Source organism: Microbacterium sp., from assembly GCF_029263575.1.
GTDB lineage: Bacteria > Actinomycetota > Actinomycetes > Actinomycetales > Microbacteriaceae > Microbacterium.
In genome coordinates, this window is record NZ_JAJUFV010000044.1 from 1 (window position 1) to 19609 (window position 19609).

Genomic DNA, 19609 nt, shown 5'->3' on the forward strand with positions numbered 1-19609 from the left:
CACCGTGTGATGTCTCGCGACATGTGTCTCATATGTCGCGAGACATCTGTCATTTCTGGGGCCATCGGCCGGGTGGTTGGAGTTGATTTCTCCAGTAGCCGCGGGTGGGGGCGATGGTGTGTTCGCTGAGGATCTCGCCGGTGTCCAGGTGTGTCACGGTGACGCTGGTTTCGTCGGTGATAGCGAGGACGCGTTTGCCGGTGTGGCGGCGGCCGATTCCGAGGTGGTGCATGCGGCCGGCTCGGCGGATGCTGACGTGGCCGTCGGTGTCGACGCGGTCGTAGCGGAGTCGGTAACGGTCGGGGAGTCGTCCTTTGGCGGGGAGTGTTTTCGGTGTCGCGTGGTAGGTCTGTGACGGGGTAGCGCGGTCGAGGGCGCGATGCGGGCGGTGCTCGTTGTATTCCGTGCGGAGCCGGTCGAGTTGGGCTTGCAGCTCGAGGATCGTTGTCGCTGTCGGTTGCTGGGAGAGCCAGCGTTTCTGGGTCTGGTGGAAGCGCTCGATCTTGCCTTGAGTTTGCGGGTGGTTCGGTTTGCCGTTCTTCTGCTTCACGCCCAGCACGGGCAGGAGATGTTCGAACGCGTTGCGGCCGCCGCCGAATCGGGCGGTGTAGACGCGGCCGTTATCGGTCAGGGTCGAGGCGGGGACACCGTAGTGCTCGGTCGCGGTCAGGAACGTGGTGACCACATCATCGCCGGTGACCGGGGTGTGGGCGGTGCAAGAGAGCAGGAATCGGGCGTGGTCATCGAGCCAGTTCAGGATCTCCACGTCCTGTCCATCCGCGAGCCGCCAGTGAGTGAAGTCCGATTGCCAGGTCTCGTTGGGTTGGGCTGCTTCGAAGCGGATGTAGGAGGAGCGGGGACGTTTGCGGGGCTCAGGTGCAACCAGTCCGGCGCGGATCAGGATGCGGTGGATCGTGGCGTGCGACGGGGCCGTCAGTTGTTCGCGCTCGAGGTGCCATCCGATTGTAACCGCCCCGGCATCGAGGCCTCGGCCGGTCAGCTCGCTGCGGAGCGCGACGATGCGGTCAACGATCTCAGGTGGCGTCGATCGCGGGTTGGTCTTGGGGCGTCGAGACTGGGGATCGACGGCCTCGATTCCGCTCTCACGGTAGCGCGCGAGGAGACGTTGTAGATGCCTCCGCGAGAGTCCAAACTGCTCAGCCGCTTCGGTGACGGTGAGCTGTTTCGCGACGATCTTCAAGACTACGACCCGGTGTTTCGACATGCATCGAACTGTGACGCATGTCGCGAGACATCAGCGACGTATCACCTGTGACGTATGTCGTGAACCCAGACACCTCCAGGGGCACCGTCTGTTTGGCATCGTGTGCCAGGCCGCGGCCGCTCGCATATGGTTACAGTGTCGCCTACGAGTCGCTCTCCGCCTCGGGCTCGACCTGCGGTCGGCCGATGATGCCGATTCCCACGGCCTCGTGGCTTGGTTCCGGCTCACTGCGGTCGGGGGCCTTCGGCGCCTCGCTCGGATCTTTTTCGGTGCTCGGCTCCTGCAGGTCCTCCGTCTCCGGCATCTCGTCGGATTCAGGAGGAGACGGCTCTCCGGGCTTCTCGCCGGTGGTCTGATCGGGATCGTTCATGATCTCTCCTCATCGTCAGCGGTCATGGATTCAGAACGACTTTGATGCAGCCATCTTCCTTGCGTTGAAAGGTGGAGTACAACTGCGGAGCGTCGTCAAGCAGCGCGTGGTGAGTGGCGAGACCCGACACCGCGAGCGGGTCAGCCGGATCCTCCACGAGCGGCGGCAGGTGAGATCGCGCAACTCGTCCATGACGGTGTCGGTCAGATCGTCGGTGAGAATTCCATGGCTCTCAGCCATTGCGCGCCGCTCCGGCACGGGATCGACCGCGAGCTCGCGGAACTCGTGATGCGCGCCGATCCGTAAGACGAACTGACCGACAGGGCCCAGTCCCAGCACGGCGAGCGTGCCGCCCTCGGGGACGTCGGCGTACTCGACTCCCTGCCATGCGGTGGGCAGGATGTCACTGAGGTACAGATAGCGGTCGTTCGCAAGCTCTTCGGCTACGCGGACGTGGTTGTAGTCCGCGAGCGGCACGCGCAGATACTCGGCCTGTCCGCCCGGCACCTGGCCATACAGCTTCGTGTAACCGAAGAGTGCGGCTCCGCTGCCATATTCGCGCACCTGAGTCGTCTCGCACTGCGATTGCAGTCCCTTGCGGCACATGAAGCAGTGCCCGCACGAGATGTTGAACGGAATCACGACGCGATCTCCGACGGCGAGCTGCGCCACATCTGAACCGACTTCCACGTTCCGCTTACCCTGCCACGTCAGTGATTTCATCGTGCGACTCCGTCCCGTTGACTTTCACCTTCGCGCACGTGCCGCGGGTATCGAAGCGGGTTGACAAAGTCGACGGCGTCAACCAGCATCTGGGGCTTACGGCCTGGGCCGACCTGGCCCGACCCCGGGCTCATCGTTCATCGCGGATGAGTCCGGTATCTCCGCTTCGTCGTCGGGGTCGACGCTCACGGCATCCACCGCACCGGAATCGGCGCCGGCGCGTCCGGCCGGCACCGGCTGCGTCTCCTCCGTGGCTGCGCCCTCTGCATCGGCATCGTCATGAGGTGGGTTCTCGTCGCCGGAGGGTCGCATTCCCTGAGGGTTCGACATTGCGCATCCTTTCGTCGATTTCTCCGGAGGTTAGACGAAAGTGATGCGATAACCGACCCGCTTGACCGGGGTGAAGGACCGAGATATAACACGCGTAGAAACCCGATCCCCAGGGTTGACAGCACAATGACGCTGGCAGAGGCTGGATTCGCCGATCAGGCAATTCCCGAAGCTGAGGACTCGACAGACTAGGGTGCTGATCTGCTTGCCGAGCGCCTGCCGATGAAGAGCCAGGACGCAGACCCCACCAGAGGAAGGAAGATCACCACCAACGTCCAGATCAGCGCCTGCCACGAGGTGAGCTGTTTCGCCGTTCGAGCGATGGAGACCAGCGCGACGATCATCAGCACGAGGGCGGCGAGAGCGATCCCAGCCCAGGTGATGTCGTACCAGGTCGGCACGAGTGGGTTCGGCGATGGCATGGCCTGATCCTACCGGTGCACCTTCTACGATGAACACGTGCAACCGATCGATGTTCTCGCCGCGGTCGGCGAGGTGCTCTCCTGGATCGGTCTCGGCATCGGTCTGCCGCTGCTGGTGCTGGGCGCGATGGTGGCGCTTGCCGAGGGGCGTTGGGAGTCGACCGACGTCGCCGTGATCGAGCGCGACGACGTGCGCACAGCCCGCTGGTTCGCCGGCGGAGATTTTCACGAGAGACCCCTCACCTCACGCTAACGGGCTGATGACGGCTGGCATCACGGCTTCGTGAGCGTGCGGATGCCCGATCACCTGCGCATGCGACCGCCGATGGCGCGGCGGCTGCTCGTGACGCTCGGCGCGGTCTTCACCTCCGTGGGACTCATCGGCTTCATTCTTTCGATGCTCCCGGCCTTCGTCTGAGTCTGCGTCCAGGTGAGCTCGGGGCTCGGTCACTTCTCGCCGCGCCGCAGCTTCGAAGGCCACCAGACCGCCCGACCGATGTCGTAGGACAGCGCGGGCACCAGCAGCGAACGCACCACGAAAGTATCGAGCAGCACGCCGAAGGCGACGATGAACGCCAACTGCACGAGGAACAGGATCGGTATCACCGACAGTGCAGCGAACGTCGCCGCCAGCACGAGCCCTGCCGAGGTGATCACGCCGCCGGTCACCGACAGGCCGCGCAGCACGCCCTCACGCGTGCCGTGCCTCAACGACTCCTCGCGCACCCTCGTCATCAGGAAGATGTTGTAATCGATGCCCAACGCCACGAGGAACACGAAGCCGTACAACGGCACGGCAGGATCTGCGCCGGGGAAGTCGAAGATGCCGTTGAAGACCAGCGCGGATACTCCCATAGCGGCGCCGAACGACAGCACCGTGGTCAGGATCAGCAGTATCGGCGCGAGGATCGAGCGCAACAGCAGCATGAGGATGATCAGAATCACGACGAGGATGATCGGAATGATCAGATTGCGGTCGTGGATCGATGCATCGTTCGTGTCCACAGCAGTCGCCGTCACGCCGCCGACCAGGGCATCCAGCGGCTCCACCTCGACGCGTAGTTCACGCACCGTCTCGGCCGCGGCATCCGAGTCCGCAGCATCCGTCAACGTGCCTTGCAGTATCACCTCGCCGTCGACAACCGTCGGCTCAGGCGCCGGCGTTCCCGGAGGACCGACAGCAGAGATGCCGTCTTCATCGATGGTGGCCGTGCCACTGGGTGAATCAGACGCATTCACGGCGACCGAGTCGATGCCGGCGTGGTCGAGAAGGATATCGGCGGCATCCTGCATCGCGTCCTCAGCGACGACAACATAGACAGGGCTGCCTGAGCCGCCAGGGAAGTGCTCACCGAGCGCGACCTGGCCATCGCGCGCTGGTGAGGCACCCAGGACGAGGTCGGATTGTGGAACGCCGGATGCGTCGAGCTGTGTGAAACCGGCGGCTCCTGCCACCAGCACGAGCGTCGTGACGATCCAGATCAGGCGCGGACGACTCTTGACAGCGCGAGCCAGGCGCGCCCACAGCCCCTTCGCGGCTACGCCGTTCCCGGCGATGACGACGTCGGGCTCGAAGGCGGGGCGTTTCGGCCAGAACACGGCACGGCCGAACGTGAACAGCAGGGCAGGCAGCAGTGTGAGCGCCGAGAGCATAGCGAAAACGATGCCGATCGAGGCGACAGGCCCGAGTGTGCTGTTTGATTTCAGGTCACTCAGCAGCAGGCACAGAAGCCCCGCGATGACCGTGCCACCGGAGGCGGCGATCGGCTCGACGGATGCCTTCCAGGCGGCCACGGTGGCAGCGCCCTTGTCTTTCGTGCTGCGCAATTCTTCGCGGAAGCGCGCGACGAACAGCAATGCATAATCGGTGGCTGCACCGATAACGAGAATGAAGAGGATGCCCTGCGTCTGCCCGCTGAGCAGCAGCACCTCCCACTTGGCCAGCCACCACACCGTCAGAAGCGCCACGCACAGCGCGAACAGACTGGTCGACAGCACCACCAGCGGCAGCAGCAGCGACCGGTAGACGATGATGAGGATGATCAGCACGGCCAGCAGGGCAACGCCCAACAGCAGTCCGTCGATTCCTGCGAAACCGGCGACCAGGTCGGCTGAGAAGCCCGCGGGCCCCGTCACATACACGGCGACATCGTCCGGAACATCCGCCTGTAGCTGCTCCTGCAACGCCGATACGGTATCTGCCAGCTCGGCGTCACTCGAGATCGGCACGAACGCCTGAACCGCGCGGCCGTCTTCGGACGGGATGGCGGGGGAGACGTCGTCGGAGACACCCTTGATCTCCGTTGACGACGCGATCGCGTCATCGGCCGCGGCGAGCTGATCATCGGTGAGCTCACGGTCTGCGGTGAAGACGACGATCGCGGGAATCGCATCGGAATCGTTGAACTCGCCGAGCAGGTTCTGCACCTGTGTCGCATCGGCGGAGGAGGGGAGGTAGCTGGTCTGGTCGTTCGAGGAGACCTCACTGACCTTGCCGAAGAGCGGACCGCCGAGCCCGGCTCCCAGCAGCCAGACGAGGATCAGCGCGGCGGGTATGAGGATACGCACCCAACTGCGCCGACGTACGCGTACGCGGGGTGTCTCGGCTGGTTTGGTCGCCATCTCATCCTCGATGTCGCTAGCTTGGCTAGAAGAAAGCCTAGCACGTAACAAAACAGCGATAATATCAACGTCATGAGTTCTGCCTCTGCTGAATCCGAGTCGAGCCCGTTCGGCGCAGCTCGCGGCATCTATGACGTCGACATCAGCGACCCGCGCGGCGAGCTCGTCGACCGCTCCGGCTTGAGTCGTGACGACATCCGCCAGATCAGCGGCGTCATGCAGGCGCTCGGCGGTCTGCGAGATGCCGAGCAGAGGCTCTCCGAGGCATCACTGCGCTATATGAAGCTCAACACCACCGACATGCGCGCACTGCATTTTCTGATCGCATGCGAGAACAGCGGCATCATCGCGACCCCTGGTGCCATGTCAGCACACCTTGGTATTTCGACGGCATCCACGACAAAACTCCTCGACCGACTCGAGCGCGCGGCGCACATCACGCGCTCGCCGCATCCTTCCGACCGCCGAGCCTTGGCGATCGCGATCACGCCGGAGACGCGTCGATCCGCGATCGAGACGGTGGGGCGTCAGCATGCGCGACGGTTCACCGCGGCCGCGAAGCTGACGCCCGAGGAACGCGAAGTCGTACGGCGTTTTCTCACAGACATGACAACAGAGATCGCCATCGACAATGCATCGTGGGCGATCTCTGCTGACGATGACTGATCGCGATCAGTGCGCGGCGCGATAGGCCTCGACAATGGTCGCCGGAATACGCCCGCGCTCGGAGATCGGGTGGCCGTTGGCCTGAGCCCACGCGCGAATCGTGGCGATTTCTGGCGACCGGCTGGCGCGCTTACGAGATGACGAGCCGCGCGAGCTGCTGCCCGCATTCGACGCACGGCGCCCGGCAGAGATATACGGCTCGAGCGCTTCGCGCAGGGCATCCGCATTCTCCGTTTTCAGATCAATCTCATAAGCGTTGCCATTCAGCGAGAAATGGACGCTTTCGCCTTCACCGACTTCAAGGACGGTTCCGTCAATATCGTCAACGAGCTGATGCACAATTCTTCTGGCCATTGCACTAGCTTACGCATGGCGCAATGGCCAGACAATGACAGCGGTCTACGCGACCGCGATGATCGCGCGTTGAATCAGGGCAGAAGGCCAGCGCGGCGGGCTCGTGCGACCGCGGCGTGGCGCGTCGAGGCATCCAGTTTCGACATAGCGGTGCCCAGATAGGCCTTGACAGTTCCCTCACGCAATCCGAGATGCGAGGCGATCTCGGCGTTTGTGGAGCCCAGTGCGGCGCAGGCCAGTACATCGGTCTCGCGCGGCGAGAGATGAACCGCTGGCATCGGGGCGGTAGTGGTCGGCGGTTCGTCTTCGGAGACGCTCAGCAGACGCTTCTCGAGACGTGCGAGGCGCTCTCGCAACGCGACGTCGCGCACCGCCGCCGAGATGCTGCGCAGTTCGGCGAAGCTCTCACGCAGCTCTTCTCGGCGCGAGGATGTGAAAGCCACCGGTTGTTGTGCGGCTGTGCGCACCCGTCGAGTGACCTCATCACGGATCCGCAACTCGGTCGCCACCGACTCGGCCACTGTCATCGCGGGCGCCGTCGTCAGGCCGCCCACCGGCGGCTCCTGCCAGGCGCCGGCGTAGAGCACGCCACGGGAGCGTCCTTCGACGACGATCGGAAAGGCCAGCAGCGTGCGCAGACCCTCACCCAGCACGAAGCCGTCATAATCGTGAGTGATCTGCTGCGAAGCGCCATAGTCGCTGGTCATCCGCGGACGCATCTCCGTCATCGCTCGACCGCCCAGGCCACGCTCAGGGCGCACACGCAGACCGTCGAGGCTACGCGTGCGATTTCCGACGATGCTCGTGACCGAGACCACACCGTCTTCGATCAGGCCGCCGAAGGCAACCGGAAAACGCGTGCGGCGAGCCAACTCACGTACCGCCTGATCGACGAGATCAGGCTCCAACGTCGTGGTGCTCATGGATTACCTACTTTCGGGGGTGACGTCAGTGTTCCCCGTTTCGTAGCGTCGACCTTACCACTCGCAGGGTACCCCCGTGCGAGCTCCTCAACATGTGGCAAGGAGGCCTCATGACTGACCGAGTCGACGCCGAATCGGCGGGCGTAATTGATTACGTCGCCGTCGAAGAATCATCGCGGTTTCGAAGTCTGAAAAAGACGCAACGCTCGTTCATCTTTCCGTTGGCTGCGCTGTTTCTGATCTGGTATTTCGTCTACGTCCTGCTCGCGGCGTTCGCGCCCGAGTTCATGGGCCAACGCGTCTGGGGTGATATCACCATCGGACTGCTGTTCGGATTAGGGCAGTTCGTCTCGACCTTCGTTATCACGATGGTCTATGTGTCATTCGCGAATCGCAAGCTCGACCCGAAAGCACGCGAGATACGTGAAGAACTCGAGAATGCTGAGGCCCAGGTATGAACATCTTCCCGTTGGAGACGGCGCCAGCGGCGGAGAACAACCCTGTCCTCAATATCGCGATCTTCGCAGCATTCGTCGCGGTGACGCTGTTTATTGTCATCCGGGCAAGTCGAAACAACAAGACCGCCGCTGATTACTACGCGGCGGGCCGCTCGTTCACCGGTCCGCAGAACGGATTCGCCATCGCAGGCGACTACCTCTCGGCCGCCTCGTTCCTCGGAATCTGTGGCGCGATCGCGGTGAACGGCTATGACGGGTTCCTGTATTCGATCGGATTCCTTGTCGCTTGGCTGGTCGCCCTGCTGCTCGTGGCGGAGATGATGCGCAACACAGGTAAATTCACGATGGCCGATGTGCTGTCGTTCCGGCTCAAGCAGCGCCCGGTGCGCCTGGCTGCGGCCATCACGACCCTCGCGGTCTGCTTCTTCTACCTGCTCGCGCAGATGTCTGGCGCCGGCGGCCTCGTGTCTCTTCTGCTGGGGATCGACGGACGCATCGGCCAGTCGATCGTGATCGGTGTCGTCGGCATTCTCATGATCATTTACGTACTGATCGGCGGGATGAAGGGCACCACATGGGTCCAGATCGTCAAGGCATTCCTCCTCATCGGCGGGGCGATCGCGATGACCATCTGGGTCCTCGTGATGCACGGCTTCAACTTCAACACGCTGCTGGAGGCCGCCGTCGTCAACTCGCCCAGTGGCGACGCGATTCTCGCGCCTGGATTGAAGTATGGCGCGAACCCGCTGGACTTCATCTCGCTCGGTCTCGCGCTCGTGCTGGGAACCGCAGGTCTTCCGCACGTTCTGATGCGCTTCTACACGGTGCCCACCGCGAAAGAAGCTCGTCGCTCTGTCGTCTGGGCGATCTGGCTGATCGGCGGGTTCTACCTGCTCACCCTCGTGCTCGGCTACGGCGCCGGAGCGCTGGTCGGGCCTGAAGTCATCGCGAACGCTCCCGGTGGCGTCAACTCTGCCGCACCGCTGCTGGCCGCCGAATTGGGCGGCCCGCTGTTGCTGGGCTTCATCTCGGCTGTGGCCTTCGCCACGATTCTGGCTGTCGTCGCCGGGCTGACCATCACCGCGGCGGCGTCCTTCGCGCACGACATCTACGCGAACGTCATCCAGAAGCGGAAGCAGAACGCCGGCGGCAGTCCGGTTCAGGCCGACCCGAATGGTGAGGTCAAGGTGGCCCGGCGCACGGTCGTCGTCATCGGCATTCTGGCGATCGTCGGCGGCATCGGCGCGCAGGGGCAGAACATCGCCTTCCTCGTGGCGCTGGCTTTCGCTGTCGCGGCGTCGGCGAACCTGCCGACGATTCTGTACTCGCTGTTCTGGCGTCGTTTCAACACCCGCGGTGCCGTATGGAGCATGTACGGCGGTCTCGGTTCGGCGATCGTGCTCATCGTGCTCTCGCCGGTGTTCTCGGGATCGGAGACGGCAATGATTCCGACGATCGACATCGCGATCTGGCCGCTCAGCAATCCGGGAATCGTCTCGATTCCGTTGGGCTTCCTGCTCGGATGGCTCGGCACCATCACCAGTCGGCGGGTCGAATCGCGTGAGCTGGCAGCCGAGATGGACGTGCGCTCGCTCACCGGCTTCGGAGCGGAGAAGGCGGTGGAGCACTAAGGACGCGAACAACTGATGCCCGAACCCCCGGCGGCCTACACGTCGGGGGTTCGGTGCGCCTGCCGCTCGAGGTCGAGCAGATAGCGCTTGCGTTCTGGATGCGCACCGTACTGGCCGGGGCTGCCGTCCGAGCGGACGACTCGGTGCACCGGAACGATGATCGAGAACGGTGTGAGGCGGCAGGCGGTGCCGACGGCGCGGGCCGCGCCGGGGCTGCCAGCGAGCACGGCAACCTCGCCATAGCTCATGGTCTGGCCCCATTCGATTGTCGCGATGGTTTGGAGCGCCTCGCGGTGGAACCCCTCGATGAGGCGCCAGTCGAGTCGGAGTTGTTCGTCGAAGCGAATGGGAGTGCCGTCGAAGTAGCTATCGAGCAGGTGAGCGAGTTCGTCGGCAGCGCCCGGGTCGGGAACGGGCACCTCGCGCAGCCGGGCCGAGGTGTCTTCGAGCAGCCACGGAACGGTGACATCGGCGGCCTCGGACAGGTCGAATCGAACGATGCCGTCGTCGGAGAACACCACGAGTGCGTCACCGAACGGCGTGGGGGCGAAGTCGTAGCGGTATGTCATGCACCCATCCTGACGTGCAGGTCGGACGTGCATAGGCACGGTGCCACGGGTGGGGGAGAAATGGCCCAGACCTCGAATCTGTGCAGGAAAAGACGCCTAATCTGGTGAAACTCGCCCAGGATACAGGGAGTGCGGCCCACCGGAGCCTAGTGTGTGATGTGTGTGGCGACGTGACGGGAAAGCCGTGGAAGCCGCGGCAGCGGAAGCCGCGATGACGCTCGGCGACCAGCAAGACGACGCGACCGCCCTCGCGGTCGCGCACATCGCCGACGCCGAGCGCACCCGGTTGCGTGCTGAGGCCGCTGACCTCGGCGGCGCATCGCCACTGATCTCGTACCGCGACACCGTCGAAGGCGCCATCGACATCTCCAAGGCGCATCCCGGAAGCCTGCCACAGTTCATCACAGGAAAATCGACGCTGCTGTCGAACCTGTTCCGCGACGAAGTCGGACTGCGAACTGCGCGGATGGCCGCCGAGCGCATCACGGCGAAGAACACCGAGCTGCGCACAGTGCGCGGCGTCGACGCTGTGCACCTCGCCGTGGGCATCGCCAACTGGCGCATCGGCGGTGTCGATTTCGCTGCGCCCGTGCTTCTTCGCCCCTTGGCCATTCGCCGTCATCACACCGATTACGAGCTGAAGCTGCAGGGGGCATTCATCGTCAACCCCGAACTCGTGCGCATTGCGCGCGAGCATTTCGGGATCACGATTGATGCCGAAAACCTCGCCGCTCTCGCCTATGACAGCGGCATCTTCAAGCCGCAGCCAGTGATCGACAGTCTCCGCGCCGCGACGCAGTCGATTGACACGTTCGCGGTGCTGCCGCGGCTGGTGGTGTCGACCTTCGCCGATGTCGGCGGATCGATGGCCCGCGACAGTCGATCGCTTGATCACACGCTGCTCAATGCGCTCGCCGGCCATGAGGCCGATCGTGAGCAGATCACTGCGACGCGGGCGCAGCCGCAGATCACGAGCCCGGACGAGCGCGCACCGGCATCCGACACTCTCCTTCTCGATGCGGATGCTGAGCAGGAATCCGTTCTCAGTCGTGTCGTCGCCGGCCACTCGCTCGCGGTCTCCACTCTTCCCGGCACCGGCGGTACGCAGACCGTCATCAACGCGCTGGGAGAGCTGGTGCGCGCCGGAAAGCGCGTGCTGATCGTCTCTGCCCGTCGGTCGACCCTCGAGGGGGTGCGCCACCGCCTCTCGGGCATCGGCCTCGACAGCTTCGCGGTGTCGCCTGCCAGCATCCGTCGCGATCTCGTTCGCGCGATCGGCCGCAACGAGAAGGCCACCGCGCCCAAAGTCGGCGACATCGATGACGCCCTCGTCCGCTTGCGCACGGTGCTGTTGAACTATCGCCGGGCGCTGACGAGCCCGGTCGCCGAGCTGGATGTCTCGGTGTTGGATGCGACGCGTCAGCTCACTCGCCTCGCTTCGCTGCAGACGCCGCCGTCCACGACGGCGCGACTGAACGTGCAGACGCTGCGCCGTCTCGCCGACGACAGGACCGAGGCTGCTGAGGCGCTCGTTCAGGCCGCTCGTCTGGGCGAGTTCCGCTTCGGCCCCGACGACTCGCCGTGGTACGGCGTGAGCTTCAGCAGCACAGAGGCGGCGCGATCGGCGCACGAGCTTGCCGGCCGCCTGCACGCCTCGACGGTTCCGGCGCTGCTGGAGCGGGGCTACGAGCTGATCTCTCAGACGCGGATGCGTCCGTTCTCGACCATCGAAGAGCTCGGAGAGTACCTGCGGTTGCTGGAAGGCATCCGTGATTCCCTGGATCGATTCAGCCCGACGGTGTTCGAGCGTCCGCTCGGGGAGCTGATCCAGGCGCACGGTTCCCGACGTGACTCGCCGGGGATGTCGGGTGCGAACCGTCGCCGTCTGCGCCGGCTGGCAAAAGAGTATGTGCGACCCGGCGTGCACATCGGTGAGATGCACGAGGCGCTGCTGCGCATCCAGCAGCAGCGCACGCAATGGCAGCGATTCGTCGACGCCGGTGTGGCGCCCGAGGTTCCGCTGGGGCTTTCTGACGTCTCGAGCTCGTGGCAGCGAGCGACCGACGAGCTTGCTGAGCTTGATGCGGCGCTCGGTCGGCGCGAACCGCTGGCGACGCTTCCGGTCGAACGGCTCGTGCGTACTCTCGCAGGGCTCGCTGCGCGGTCGGATGTGTTCGACAACCTCGTCGAGCGTTCGGTCGTGCGCGACAAGCTCGCGTCCTTCGGACTTGAGCCGCTGCTGGCGGAGCTCTCGGTGCGCCACGTCGCGGAAGACCGCGTCGCCGACGAGCTCGAGTTCGCCTGGTGGCAGTCACTTCTCGAACACGCTCTGCAAGACAACCGTGCGCTGCTGGGCGCCAACACCGCTGTCGTCGATCGGCTGGAGCGCGACTTCCGCCTCGTCGACGAGGCGCACGCCTCGATGGCCGGTCCGCTGCTGGCCTGGCAACTGGCGAATCAGTGGCGAATCGGAATCGTCGACGAGCCGACCGAGGCGCAGAATCTGCGTCGTGCGCTGACGCACGGCACACCGTCGACCGCCGAGATCGTCAGTTCGGCGCCCACGCTCATGAACGTGCTGGCTCCGGCATGGATCTCGTCTCCGTACCAGGTTCCCGAGATCCCCGACTCGGTCGAGTTCGACACGGTGATCTTGGTGGATGCCGCCGCCATCAACCTCGCTGAGGCGGCTCCGGCCATTCGGCGCGCGCGGCAGGTCGTGGCCTTCGGGGATCCCGTGACGCAGCGCCCGACCCCGTTCAACGTGGCTGTCGACGCCGGGCCCGACTGGGAAGCGGAAGTGCCGTTCGACGAGGTGTCGGCGTTCGAGCGCCTGGCCGAACTGCTGCCTGTCATGACGCTGACGCGCAGCTACCGCGCCGGTGGTGAAGACCTGGCCGAGCTCATCAACGACGCTTTCTACGGCGGCGAGATCGTCTCGTTGCCGTGGGCTGGTTCGTACCTCGGTCGCGGCAGTCTCACAGTCGATTACGTCGAGGGTGGCGTCGGCACACCCGACCCGGTCTCTGGTGCTGTCGAGAGCCCCGACGCCGAGGTCGCCCGTGTTGTCACCCTGGTCGTCGAGCATGCGGTCCATCGCCCTGCCGAGTCACTCATGGTCGTCACCGCGAGCGCACGTCATGCCGAGCGCGTGCGGGCTGCCGTGACGACAGCGTTCGCCGGACGCTCGGACGTCGCTGACTTCGTCGGGCGCGACACGGCAGAGCCGTTCGCGGTGCTGACACTGGAAGAGTCTGTCGCTGAGAGCCGCGACCGGGTGATCTTCTCGCTCGGCTACGGGCTCACCAAGCATGGCCGCGTGCTGAGCGACTTCGGTGACCTGTCGCTGCCTGACGGCGAACGACTGTTGACGGTCGGCATGACGCGCGCGCGGCGTTCGATGGTGCTGGTGTCATCGATCCGCCCCTCGGCGTTCGATGACGGGCGCCTCGAGCACGGCGCTGCCACGCTGATGTCGATTCTCGGTGGTCTCGCCGCGCGCTCTCGCCAGTCGCGGCTGGAAGATCTCGCAGATCCGCTGACGCTCGCCCTCGCACGCGAACTGCGTCGGCTCGGCGCATCCGTCGACGTCGACTACCGCGGGCTCCTGCCGTTGGTCGCACAGCACAAAGACACGGCGGTCGTCATCGAAGGCGATACGGAGACGCTGGACGAATCGTTGCGGGAGACGTTGCGGCTTCGTCCGCACGTGCTGCGTCGACTGGGCTGGCACTACGTGCGCGTGCACGCTTTCGATCTGTACAGCGATCCGGTTACCGCCGCGTCGCGCATCGCGGCTGTTCTCGGCATCGCCGATGACGCGGTGAAAGCGGAAACCGACACGCAGCCGATCGACCTGCCTGGCGATGCCTGAGAACGATTCATCGGATGCACCGAAGCCGGCGCGTCAGCGCATCGAGCGAGTGCCCGGTCGGCGGCGGGCACGACTGACTCCCGTCGAGGGGAGCGACACCTCACCGGATGTCGTGACGCACGAGCCACCCGTGAAGGACGCCATCTCGGGCCGTGGCCCGAACGACGACCGCCTGCTCGACGACGTTCCGCCGCACTACTGAGGGGTTGCGTCGCGTAGGCTGGGGTCGCGCCGAAAGGGCAGTTTGGCATGGTGTTGCTGCCGCTTACCGTGCCGAACTGCCCTTTCGCCTCGTGCAGAGGCGAGCCTGTGGACAGATTCTGCGCGCGAACCCGGTGATATCGGATGCTCAGAGGATGACCGAACGCCGAGCGCTGCCGTACTTCCTGATGCAGAACGCCTTCGCAACGGCCCGCGCCGATGAATTCGGTCTATCGCGGGGGCGTATGCGGGCATCCGATCTGCAGTCTCCGTTTCGCGGTGTGCGGTCGGAAGGGCTCGATCTCGACAACCTCGTTCATCGCTGCCGTGCAGCAGCCACATTCATGACCGAGCAGGAGGCGTTCTGCCACTCGACGGCTCTGGGCCTGTGGGGTGCGCCGCTTCCGGCAGGCCTCGACAGCGCGGCCGGCGCGTTGCATATCGCTACCCGCGGTACGACCCGCCGCCGACGTGCCGGGGTTGTCGGCCATCGCCTCGCCACGCAGACGCAGCTGCAAGCAAGCCCAGATGGACTCGTCACCGTGGCCCCAGCAGCGGCGTGGTGCCAGTTCGCGTCGCAGCGCGGTGACCGTACCCGAGAGAAGATGTTGCTGGCCCTGGTGGCGACGGGTGACTACCTCATCACGGGTCGCCGTATCCCCGGCGGACGCGAGCCGGCGGCCTGCACGCTCACTCAACTGCAGCATGCCATCGATGCCCACGGACGAGCGCGCGGCGCGCGCCTGCTTGCCGAAGCGCTCCCTCTCGGCGCCCGAGGTCGGTCATGTTATCCATACGCGGCTGGGGCCGCTCGCGCCTGACTTGGCCTATCCATATCGGCGCGTGTTGCTGGAGCACGAAGGAGACGTGCATCGGACGAACAAGCGGCGCTGGCGCGGCGACTTCGATCGAGTGCGCGCGTTCCAGGAGGCGGGGTGGACGGTGATTCGCGTCAACGCGGATGATCTCTCCGACGCGAAGCGCCGGGTGGCACTGGTCGCGCAGTTACGGGGTCTGCTTGCGTGCGGTGACGTCTGACTGACACGCGAAAGGGCAGTTCAGTACGGTGCAGAGCGTGTATACCGTGCCGAACTGCCCTTTCGCTGCAACGTGGCACCGATCGAGCCGCGCAGCCCCGGCGATCAGTCGGCGTTGCTCTTGCGCAGCGCGTCGCGGATCTCGATGAGCAGTTCCTGCTCGGTCGGCAGGGTCTCTTCTTCGACGGCCGGGTTCTTCGCGGCCTGACGCTCTTTGTACTTGTTCATGGGGACCACGAACACGAAGTACACGACGAGGGCGACGGCGAGGAAGCTGATGATCGCTGAGATGAGCTCACCCAGCGGGAAGGTGACCTGCTGGCCGTACAGGCCGGTCATGGTCGGGCCGAAGTTTCCCGCGGCATCCGCCTCGAAGAAGAGCGCAACGAGCGGGTTGATGATGCTGGAGACGACCGCGTTCACGATGGCGGTGAACGCACCGCCAATGACGACCGCGACCGCAAGGTCGATGACGTTGCCCTTGGTGATGAACTCTTTGAATCCCTGAAACATGGGAGCTCCCAACTAGTGCTGAACCTCAGGTCGAGGCGGGAGCCGGCGCGGACGCCGGAGTGGTGCTCGTCGACGACTCCGACTTCGATGATGCCGAAGCATCCGTTTTCACGCCAGAGCCACTCCGTGAATCGGTGCGATAGAAACCGGAGCCGTTGAAGGTCACCCCGATCGACCCGTACTGCTTGCGCAGCGATCCGCCGCATTCGGGGCAGATCGTGAGGGATTCGTCGGAGAAGCTCTGAACCGCATCGAATCGGTGGTCGCAACTCGTGCAGGCGTAGGCGTAGGTGGGCATGTTCGTCTCAGCTGGTCAGTGTCGCTCAGGCGACAGGGTGAGGGTGCGCGTGGGAGTGACGGCGCCGGTCACCGGCTGGTCGTGCACTTCGCGCGGAAGAGTGTCGAGTACTTCGGAATCATAGATCACGGCGTACACGGGTGGACAATTCTGCATCGACCCGATCGTCTTGTCGAAATAGCCGCGACCCCACCCCAGTCGCACACCGGCGGTATCGACGGCCGCGGCGGGGATGATCATGAGGTCGACGTCGCCTACAGCGATGGGGCCGAGAACTTCGCCGGTCGGTTCGGGAAGGCCGAACAGGCCCTCGCTGATGGCCTCGGTGTCGTCAGCGACAGCCCAGTCGAGCAGCCCGTCAGCGCGTGTGACAGGAAGAAGCACGCGGATGCCGCGCTTCACGGCGCCGCGGACGAAATCGCGCGTTCCCGGTTCGGTCATGGTGGAGAGGAAGCATGAGATGGAGCGGGCGCCGTGGTCGTCGACGAGTTCGTCGAGGCGCTCGGTGATTGCGGATGCAGCGGCTTCGCGTTGCGCGTCGGAGAGTAGTTGACGGCGTTCGCGCAGTTCCGCGCGCAGCGCGCGCTTCTCGTGTTCGACGTCAATCGACATGCTTTGATCCTACGTGCCGTGTTGCGGGGCCACCGCGGCTAAGCTGGCCTGATGGGAAACCAGAACATGAAGGCAGTCATTCCGGCAGCGGGGCTCGGAACCCGTTTTCTGCCCGCCACGAAGGCGATGCCGAAAGAGATGCTTCCAGTCGTCGACAAGCCCGCGATCCAGTATGTGGTCGAAGAGGCCGCCGCCGCGGGCATTGATGACATTCTCGTGATCATCGGGCGTAACAAGAACATGATCTCGAACCACTTCGACTCGGTGCCCGAGCTTGAGGTGAAACTCACGGAGAAGGGTGACATGGGGCGCTTGGGGCGCGTCATGAAATCGAGCGACCTCGCCGACATCCACTATCTGCGTCAAGGCGAGCCGAAGGGTCTCGGTCACGCCGTGCTTCGTGCCAAGACGCATGTCGGTGACAGCTCCTTCGCCGTGATGCTCGGCGACGATCTGATCGACGACCGCGACGAGCTGCTGACGACGATGATCGCCGAGCACGGGCGTACCGGCGCGACGGTTGTGGCGCTCATGGAGGTCGACCCCTCCAGCATTCATCTGTACGGTGCGGCCGCTGTCGAGCAGACCGACGATTCCGACGTCGTGCGGGTGACGGGACTCGTCGAGAAGCCGGCGCAGGAAGATGCCCCGTCGAACTTGGCGATCATCGGCCGTTACGTGCTGCCGCCGTCGGTCTTCCCTATTCTCGAGCGCACCGAGCCGGGCAAGGGCGGTGAGATTCAGCTCACAGACGCGCTGCAGGAGCTGGCCGCAGATCCTGATGGCCCGGGCGTGGTCGGCGTGATCTTCCGCGGCCGCCGTTATGACACGGGTGACCGGGTCGACTACATCAAGGCGATCGTTCAGCTTGCGGTCGACCGCGATGACCTGGGTGGCGAGCTTCGCCCGTGGCTGAAGGAGTTCGGCGAACACCTGTAGGCGTTCGGAGTCGAGGTGCGGATGGACCTGTTGCCCGGGCATCGCCACGGTTCGGTCGAGTTGCGACTCATCCGAACCCGTGATGCGCGTGTGCTGCAGCACGAGCTGCTGAACAACCGGGCTTGGCTTCAGCCGTGGGAGGCGACGATTCCGAACGGCGCAGCCTCGTTCGATATGCGGGTGAGTATTCGGCGACTGTTGCAACAGTATCGCGATGGCGGCGGATACCCCTTCGTGATGGAGTACGACGGGGAGATCGCCGGCCAGCTGAACGTATGGGGCGTGGCCCGAGGATCGCTGTGTTCGGCGACGATCGGCTACTGGGTCAGCGAGCGCTTCGCGGGGCGGGGGATCACCCCGACTGCGGTCGCGTTGGCGACGGATGCGGCGTTCACCGAGTATGGGCTCCACCGTATGGAGATTTGCATCCGGCCTGAGAACGTCGCCAGTCTGCGCGTTGTTCAGAAACTGGGATTCCGCTATGAGGGGCTGCGTCGGCGTTACATCCACATCGATGGCGACTGGCGTGATCACTACGCGTTCGCGCTCACGCGTGAGGATGTTCCGCAGGGCGTTCTCGCGCGGTGGCTGCATGGTCAGGCGCCGCCGGAGGCCGCCAGCATTCCGCCGACGGATCGCCTGTCGATCTGAGTTTCTCGCGAGCGACACGCGAGCGGACTGAGGGGCATGCACGGCCGGGTCGCATACCGTTGTCGATATGGATGGGCCGGTGCTGAGCGGGGGCGTGATCGTCCTTGTCGCCGTGCTGTTGTGGATGCTGTACCTGTTGCCGTCGTGGCGCGGCCGTTACCAGTACAACGCTTCCGAACGAAACGCGGTGCGGCTGAACCAGGCCCTGCGCGTGCTGGCCGAGACAAGCGAGACGCCGGAAGAGGTGCGCCTCGAGCTGAATGCGCGCACGGCGCTCGCGCAGCAGAAGCTCGCCAAGCGCGTGCAGTCTGAGAAAGAGGCCGCCGAGCTTGAACGCCTGCGCGCCGAGCTCGCCGCGACGCGAGCTGATCCGCTCGTGCGTCAGGCACGGGCGCGCCGCCGTGTGCGCATCACCGCGACCTCGCTGTTGATCATCGGCCTTGCGTCGGCAGGATTCGGGGTGTGGCAGGTGGCCACCGGGGGTGCGCCGCTGCTGATATGGGTCGGCGGTGCTGTGGCGCTCGTGGCCGCGCTCACGCTGCAGAAGATGGCATCCGTCACTCGCCGGGCTGCGCGGCGACCCGCGCAGGTCGTGGTCGAGACCGAGGCTCCGAGGGTTGCTCCGCCGCTGCACGATCAGGGCAAGGCGCCGTGGACCCCGCGGCCGCTTCCCGAGCCCTTGAGCTCTGTCAGCGGCTCGCTCGCACAGAATGCTCGCGCTCGCATCGACGCTTCACAAGAGCTGCAGCGCGCCGAGCGGGTCGCAGCTCTGCGTGCGCGTGCTGAGCAGATGGCTCCGCCCGCTCCGGTATCTCTTCCCGCGGCGAAAGAGGCAGAATCGCCCTACGCACAGATGGTGATCGTCGACGATGCCGAGATCGAAGACCACGTGCGCCAGCTGCTCGCGCGTCGCGCGACCGGCTGATGAACGTCCCGGCGCAGAGCACCTTTTGAGCGTGATAATCTAGCTGAGGTTCACGGGCCTATGGCGCAGTTGGTAGCGCGCCTCGTTCGCATCGAGGAGGTCAGGGGTTCGAATCCCCTTAGGTCCACCGTGTGATGTCTCGCGACATGTGTCTCATATGTCGCGAGACATCTGTCATTTCTGGGGCCATCGGCCGGGTGGTTGGAGTTGATTTCTCCAGTAGCCGCGGGTGGGGGCGATGGTGTGTTCGCTGAGGATCTCGCCGG

The 19609-nt window shown here is 64.8% G+C and carries 23 protein-coding genes, 1 tRNA gene and 1 pseudogene; 13 read left to right on the forward strand and 12 right to left on the reverse strand.

The window, feature by feature from the left end; translation table 11 throughout:
- Nucleotides 1–49 precede the first annotated feature (49 nt).
- The 5 genes and pseudogenes from Q1J95_RS06485 to Q1J95_RS06505 all read right to left on the reverse strand — a co-directional run bounded on the left by Q1J95_RS06485 (nucleotide 50) and on the right by Q1J95_RS06505 (nucleotide 3070).
- Nucleotides 50–1225 (reverse strand): IS481 family transposase, encoded by a 1176-nt coding sequence (locus Q1J95_RS06485; RefSeq protein WP_300266560.1) that lies wholly within the window; start codon nucleotides 1223–1225, stop codon nucleotides 50–52.
- A gap of 142 nt (nucleotides 1226–1367) precedes the next feature.
- Nucleotides 1368–1595: a hypothetical protein gene (locus Q1J95_RS06490; protein WP_300266561.1), complete on the reverse strand. Its 228-nt coding sequence runs from the start codon at nucleotides 1593–1595 to the stop codon at nucleotides 1368–1370.
- Between the two features lie 22 nt (nucleotides 1596–1617).
- Nucleotides 1618–2318 (reverse strand): annotated as a pseudogene (locus Q1J95_RS06495) (alcohol dehydrogenase catalytic domain-containing protein).
- Between the two features lie 96 nt (nucleotides 2319–2414).
- Nucleotides 2415–2648: a hypothetical protein gene (locus Q1J95_RS06500; protein ID WP_300266562.1), complete on the reverse strand. Its 234-nt coding sequence runs from the start codon at nucleotides 2646–2648 to the stop codon at nucleotides 2415–2417.
- 188 nt (nucleotides 2649–2836) lie between these two features.
- A complete protein-coding gene (locus Q1J95_RS06505) occupies nucleotides 2837–3070 on the reverse strand; it encodes a PLD nuclease N-terminal domain-containing protein (protein ID WP_300266563.1) in 234 nt (77 codons plus the stop codon).
- 37 nt (nucleotides 3071–3107) lie between these two features.
- Here Q1J95_RS06505 and Q1J95_RS06510 point away from each other — a divergent pair, with 37 nt between their 5' ends.
- Nucleotides 3108–3323, forward strand: coding sequence for a hypothetical protein (locus Q1J95_RS06510; protein WP_300266564.1), 216 nt, complete (start codon nucleotides 3108–3110; stop codon nucleotides 3321–3323).
- Nucleotides 3324–3365: 42 nt separating this feature from the next.
- Complete coding sequence (locus Q1J95_RS06515) at nucleotides 3366–3488, forward strand: hypothetical protein (RefSeq protein ID WP_300266565.1); 123 nt, start codon at nucleotides 3366–3368, stop codon at nucleotides 3486–3488.
- Nucleotides 3489–3517: 29 nt separating this feature from the next.
- Here the strand turns inward: Q1J95_RS06515 and Q1J95_RS06520 are convergent, their stop codons facing one another.
- Entirely contained in the window at nucleotides 3518–5692 is a 2175-nt protein-coding gene (locus Q1J95_RS06520; protein ID WP_300266566.1) for an efflux RND transporter permease subunit, read from the reverse strand.
- A gap of 72 nt (nucleotides 5693–5764) precedes the next feature.
- Here Q1J95_RS06520 and Q1J95_RS06525 point away from each other — a divergent pair, with 72 nt between their 5' ends.
- Complete coding sequence (locus Q1J95_RS06525) at nucleotides 5765–6358, forward strand: MarR family transcriptional regulator (protein WP_300266567.1); 594 nt, start codon at nucleotides 5765–5767, stop codon at nucleotides 6356–6358.
- 6 nt (nucleotides 6359–6364) lie between these two features.
- Here the strand turns inward: Q1J95_RS06525 and Q1J95_RS06530 are convergent, their stop codons facing one another.
- Nucleotides 6365–6712, reverse strand: a complete 348-nt coding sequence (locus Q1J95_RS06530) for an Lsr2 family protein (RefSeq protein WP_300266568.1) — start codon at nucleotides 6710–6712, stop codon at nucleotides 6365–6367.
- 74 nt (nucleotides 6713–6786) lie between these two features.
- A complete protein-coding gene (locus tag Q1J95_RS06535) occupies nucleotides 6787–7635 on the reverse strand; it encodes a LuxR C-terminal-related transcriptional regulator (protein ID WP_300266569.1) in 849 nt (282 codons plus the stop codon).
- Nucleotides 7636–7745: 110 nt separating this feature from the next.
- Here Q1J95_RS06535 and Q1J95_RS06540 point away from each other — a divergent pair, with 110 nt between their 5' ends.
- Together Q1J95_RS06540 and Q1J95_RS06545 are read left to right on the forward strand one after the other, a co-directional pair.
- Nucleotides 7746–8093 carry a DUF485 domain-containing protein gene (locus Q1J95_RS06540; protein ID WP_300266570.1) on the forward strand — a complete coding sequence of 116 codons (348 nt, stop codon included), beginning with the start codon at nucleotides 7746–7748 and terminating at the stop codon, nucleotides 8091–8093.
- The gene (locus tag Q1J95_RS06545; RefSeq protein ID WP_300266571.1) at nucleotides 8090–9724 is read left to right on the forward strand and encodes a cation acetate symporter; all 1635 of its coding nucleotides are present in this window, start codon (nucleotides 8090–8092) and stop codon (nucleotides 9722–9724) included. The genes Q1J95_RS06540 and Q1J95_RS06545 overlap by 4 nt, the downstream gene beginning before the upstream one ends.
- A 35-nt stretch (nucleotides 9725–9759) precedes the next feature.
- Here Q1J95_RS06545 and Q1J95_RS06550 read toward each other — a convergent pair whose 3' ends face one another.
- Nucleotides 9760–10293: a methylated-DNA--[protein]-cysteine S-methyltransferase gene (locus tag Q1J95_RS06550; RefSeq protein ID WP_300266572.1), complete on the reverse strand. Its 534-nt coding sequence runs from the start codon at nucleotides 10291–10293 to the stop codon at nucleotides 9760–9762.
- 211 nt (nucleotides 10294–10504) lie between these two features.
- On the opposite strand from Q1J95_RS06550, the gene Q1J95_RS06555 reads away from it, so the two are divergent.
- The 4 genes from Q1J95_RS06555 (at nucleotide 10505) to Q1J95_RS06570 (ending at nucleotide 15406) form a co-directional block, all read left to right on the forward strand.
- Nucleotides 10505–14167 carry an AAA family ATPase gene (locus tag Q1J95_RS06555; RefSeq protein ID WP_300266587.1) on the forward strand — a complete coding sequence of 1221 codons (3663 nt, stop codon included), beginning with the start codon at nucleotides 10505–10507 and terminating at the stop codon, nucleotides 14165–14167.
- On the forward strand, nucleotides 14160–14369 hold the full coding sequence (locus Q1J95_RS06560; protein ID WP_300266574.1) for a hypothetical protein: 210 nt from the start codon (nucleotides 14160–14162) through the stop codon (nucleotides 14367–14369). Before Q1J95_RS06555 ends, Q1J95_RS06560 begins: the two co-directional genes overlap by 8 nt.
- A gap of 154 nt (nucleotides 14370–14523) precedes the next feature.
- Nucleotides 14524–15189, forward strand: a complete 666-nt coding sequence (locus Q1J95_RS06565; protein ID WP_300266576.1) for a hypothetical protein — start codon at nucleotides 14524–14526, stop codon at nucleotides 15187–15189.
- Nucleotides 15190–15235: 46 nt separating this feature from the next.
- The gene (locus tag Q1J95_RS06570) at nucleotides 15236–15406 is read left to right on the forward strand and encodes a hypothetical protein (RefSeq protein WP_300266578.1); all 171 of its coding nucleotides are present in this window, start codon (nucleotides 15236–15238) and stop codon (nucleotides 15404–15406) included.
- Nucleotides 15407–15510: 104 nt separating this feature from the next.
- Here the strand turns inward: Q1J95_RS06570 and mscL are convergent, their stop codons facing one another.
- Genes mscL through Q1J95_RS06585 form a run of 3 tightly spaced genes read right to left on the reverse strand, consistent with a single transcriptional unit; the run spans nucleotide 15511 to nucleotide 16828 of the window.
- Nucleotides 15511–15918, reverse strand: coding sequence for a large conductance mechanosensitive channel protein MscL (gene mscL / locus Q1J95_RS06575; protein ID WP_300266579.1), 408 nt, complete (start codon nucleotides 15916–15918; stop codon nucleotides 15511–15513).
- A 25-nt stretch (nucleotides 15919–15943) separates the two neighbouring features.
- Complete coding sequence (locus tag Q1J95_RS06580; RefSeq protein ID WP_300266580.1) at nucleotides 15944–16216, reverse strand: FmdB family zinc ribbon protein; 273 nt, start codon at nucleotides 16214–16216, stop codon at nucleotides 15944–15946.
- Nucleotides 16217–16231: 15 nt separating this feature from the next.
- Nucleotides 16232–16828: a 5-formyltetrahydrofolate cyclo-ligase gene (locus Q1J95_RS06585; protein WP_300266581.1), complete on the reverse strand. Its 597-nt coding sequence runs from the start codon at nucleotides 16826–16828 to the stop codon at nucleotides 16232–16234.
- Between the two features lie 51 nt (nucleotides 16829–16879).
- Between Q1J95_RS06585 and galU the strand changes: the two genes are divergently transcribed.
- The 4 genes from galU to Q1J95_RS06605 all read left to right on the forward strand — a co-directional run bounded on the left by galU (nucleotide 16880) and on the right by Q1J95_RS06605 (nucleotide 19470).
- On the forward strand, nucleotides 16880–17767 hold the full coding sequence (galU, locus tag Q1J95_RS06590; protein ID WP_300266583.1) for a UTP--glucose-1-phosphate uridylyltransferase GalU: 888 nt from the start codon (nucleotides 16880–16882) through the stop codon (nucleotides 17765–17767).
- Between the two features lie 21 nt (nucleotides 17768–17788).
- A complete protein-coding gene (locus Q1J95_RS06595) occupies nucleotides 17789–18418 on the forward strand; it encodes a GNAT family protein (RefSeq protein ID WP_300266585.1) in 630 nt (209 codons plus the stop codon).
- Nucleotides 18419–18485: 67 nt separating this feature from the next.
- Nucleotides 18486–19343, forward strand: a complete 858-nt coding sequence (locus Q1J95_RS06600) for a hypothetical protein (protein ID WP_300266586.1) — start codon at nucleotides 18486–18488, stop codon at nucleotides 19341–19343.
- 54 nt (nucleotides 19344–19397) lie between these two features.
- Nucleotides 19398–19470 (forward strand) — tRNA-Ala (locus Q1J95_RS06605).
- Nucleotides 19471–19609 lie beyond the last annotated feature (139 nt).